We start from the raw sequence: 2,885 nt of genomic DNA, 5'->3' as shown, positions 1-2,885 counted from the left end.
CTTGTTATTATTTCCCACCGATTTGAATCAGGTTCATACGTAGCAAAGCAGGTTGAGGTGAGCATGATAAAGAGTGCAAGGAGTATTGGTATGACTTTTTTCATAGATAACAGCTCCGTTCAATAGATAATATAAATATGATTCTATTGTCGTATGGTGTAATCCTGCTTGCCATCATATATGAAACCTATGAATATCATTTAGATAAAAAAAGACGGCCTTTTCAATAAAGAAAAGACCGTTTGTTGACGTGGTGCCGAAGGCCGGACTCGAACCGGCACGTAGGGTAACTACGCTTGATTTTGAGTCAAGTGCGTCTGCCAATTCCGCCACTTCGGCATATCGTGCGTTCCTCATAGGAACAAATATTATATTACCAGAAGGACGGGGGAGTGTCAAGCAGTTTTTTTAGAGGTTTTTCATTTTTTTACAGAGTATAGAGAGAAGGAAAGGGAAGATTTTCACTTGTCAGGCAGGACTTTCATCTTTTTGGGTAGAAAATAATATTATATGAATTTTCTAATAGATAGGGGATAGACCAATGAACATAAAAGCAACGAAATTATCTGCATACTTTAATCAGAAAGAAATTACGGGTTTCCGTATGCATGAAGCAAAAGATCAGATGAATACGGCGGTATTCCATACGGGTCTTCAGTCCGAAGGCAAGACGCTTCCGATGATGGTCATCTTGGACAGCAGTATGTTTATTACGATCGAAGTATGGATCGCCAACAAACTTGTTACGCCGGAAAATCGCGGCAAGATCCTTCCGATCCTTGATGATATGAACAGCATGCAGAAGCTCTTCCGTTATTTCACGCGTGAAGAAGACGGCGGTCTTTTCCTCAGCACTTGCATGATGGCAAAAGATGACACGTTCGATCCGGAAGTCGTTCACGCATTGATGGACATTACGGCACAACATGTATCGAACGATGTTCCCGATATGATGAAACGCATTGCAGCTACGGCTGAGCAGACGGTAGATCAGACGATCTGATGAAAAGAATAAAAGCTAGAGAATCTTGGATCCTCTAGCTTTTTTATTTTATCCGAGCGGATAGCTTTCGGGCTTGCGGGCGGTGAAGATGCGTCCTTCGGTATAGCCGTACTCTTTGAGATAGTCAACGGCTTCTGCGATATAGCGACCGCAGTCTTCAGGCTTGTGCGCGTCGGAGGAGGTCATGGCAGGAAGACCATACTCTGCGGCAATTTTGAGGAAGTCGGGATATGGCGAGATCTCTGCGATCGGATAACGGTAACGAGTACCTGTGTTGATGTCGATCGCCATGTTGGCTTCTTTGAGTGCGCGTACAGCGCGAGTGAGGTATGGTGTGACGTCAAATGTCGGCAAAATTTTAAAGAGACGAATGTTGAACGGATGGCCGAGAACATCGTAGAGTCCCGAGGCTGCCATATGTTCGATCTCTTGTGTGTACCATTCGTAGATGTCTTTGAGGTCATATTCATTCCAGACGGAAAGAAGATCGGAGAAGTCGTACCCCCAGCCGTTGATGAAGTGAACAGAGCCGATAACATAGTCGAATTGATACGGTGCGATGATCTCTTTTACGCGGGCCTGATTTTTGAAGTTGCAGATCTCGATCCCTGTTTTAACAGGATAGTTTTTTTCTTTGAGCATCTGCATGAACGAGAAGTAATCATCGAGCGAATAGCGGAATTTGCCTTTTTGAAGCCATTTTTGCTGATAGGTGCCGATGATGGAATCATCGAGGATCAGTTCGTCGTAATAGAGGTCTTTGAATTCGGAGAAACCGTGGCTGTGCTCGGAGATCCCGATGCCGTCGATACCGCGAGATTTGGCACTGTCGAAGAAGCCTTGTACCCAATCAAGGTCGTACGTGCCATATTCAAAATGCATATGATAGTCAAATTTCATGGTAAAATCCCCTTTGTTGCTGATAATATCTTTATTATACGCCAGAAACGGAAGTTTGGCTACTGGTATAGGACAAAAAGAAATTTTTTTAAAAAAATAAAAAAACTTTGTTTTCTTAGAGGATATTTTGAGAAAATTTAGAATTATATTAAGTAAGAAATACATCTTCTAGATACGACATAGAGAAGAATAGATTAAGGGGGAGATTACAATGTCGTTAGTAGCTATGAATGAAATGCTTCAGCAAGCAAAAGGTGGTAAATATGCAGTAGGTAGTTTCAATGTATTTAACTTTGAAACGCTTTGTGCAGTCGTTGAGGCTGCCGAAGAAACGAAGTCGCCGGTTATCTTGAGTGTACCGGAAAGACTCTTCCGTTTCGTTGATATGGATACGTTGAGCGCAGCAATGGTCAATCGTGCACAGAGAAGCTCTGTTCCGGTTGCGCTTCATATGGACCATGCTCATTCGTACGATGGTATTTTGCGTGCGGTTCGCTGGGGCTTCACGTCGGTTATGTTTGATGGGTCGAAATTGCCGTTCGAGGAAAATTTGAAACGTACGAAAGAAATTTGCTCGATGGCACATGCACTCGGTATTTCGGTTGAAGGGGAACTCGGATATCGCAGTAAAGAGGAAATGGTCGATGTTGCACAGCTTGCAACGGTTGATATGGCTGCTGAATTCGTCGCGAAAACACATGTAGATGCGCTTGCTATTGCGTTCCGTAATCGCGAAGGTGGTCAGATCAATACGGATAAACTGGAAGAATTGGCACAGGCTGTGAACATTCCGTTCGTTATGCACAGTGGTGGTAAATTACCGTCTTATAAAGATGTTATCGCACACGGTATTTCGAAAGTTAATGTTCCGACAGATATGTCGACTACGGCGATTGCTACACTCAAAGCTGAGTGCGCAAAAGACCCGATCGCGAACTACATCAATTTGATGGCAGCTGTTAAAAAAGCAGTAAAAGGTTCG

Annotated in this window: 3 protein-coding genes and 1 tRNA gene; 2 read left to right on the top strand and 2 right to left on the bottom strand. The window is 43.4% G+C overall.

Going from position 1 to position 2,885, the window contains the following annotated elements; genetic code table 11:
- Nucleotides 1-251 precede the first annotated feature (251 nt).
- Nucleotides 252-339, bottom strand: a tRNA-Leu gene (locus IJN28_08410).
- 202 nt (nucleotides 340-541) lie between these two features.
- Here IJN28_08410 and IJN28_08405 point away from each other — a divergent pair.
- Nucleotides 542-1,003: a hypothetical protein gene (locus tag IJN28_08405; protein ID MBQ6713787.1), complete on the top strand. Its 462-nt coding sequence runs from the start codon at nucleotides 542-544 to the stop codon at nucleotides 1,001-1,003.
- Nucleotides 1,004-1,051: 48 nt separating this feature from the next.
- Here IJN28_08405 and IJN28_08400 read toward each other — a convergent pair whose 3' ends face one another.
- On the bottom strand, nucleotides 1,052-1,903 hold the full coding sequence (locus IJN28_08400; protein ID MBQ6713786.1) for a PHP domain-containing protein: 852 nt from the start codon (nucleotides 1,901-1,903) through the stop codon (nucleotides 1,052-1,054).
- 211 nt (nucleotides 1,904-2,114) lie between these two features.
- Here IJN28_08400 and IJN28_08395 point away from each other — a divergent pair.
- Nucleotides 2,115-2,885: class II fructose-bisphosphate aldolase (locus IJN28_08395; protein MBQ6713785.1), on the top strand; the 771-nt coding region annotated here is incomplete at its 3' end.

It is taken from the genome of Selenomonadales bacterium, from assembly GCA_017442105.1.
Classification (GTDB): domain Bacteria; phylum Bacillota; class Negativicutes; order RGIG982; family RGIG982; genus RGIG982.
The sequence above is the reverse complement of the archived record's forward strand: the minus strand, read 5'-3'. Positions and strand labels throughout refer to the sequence as shown.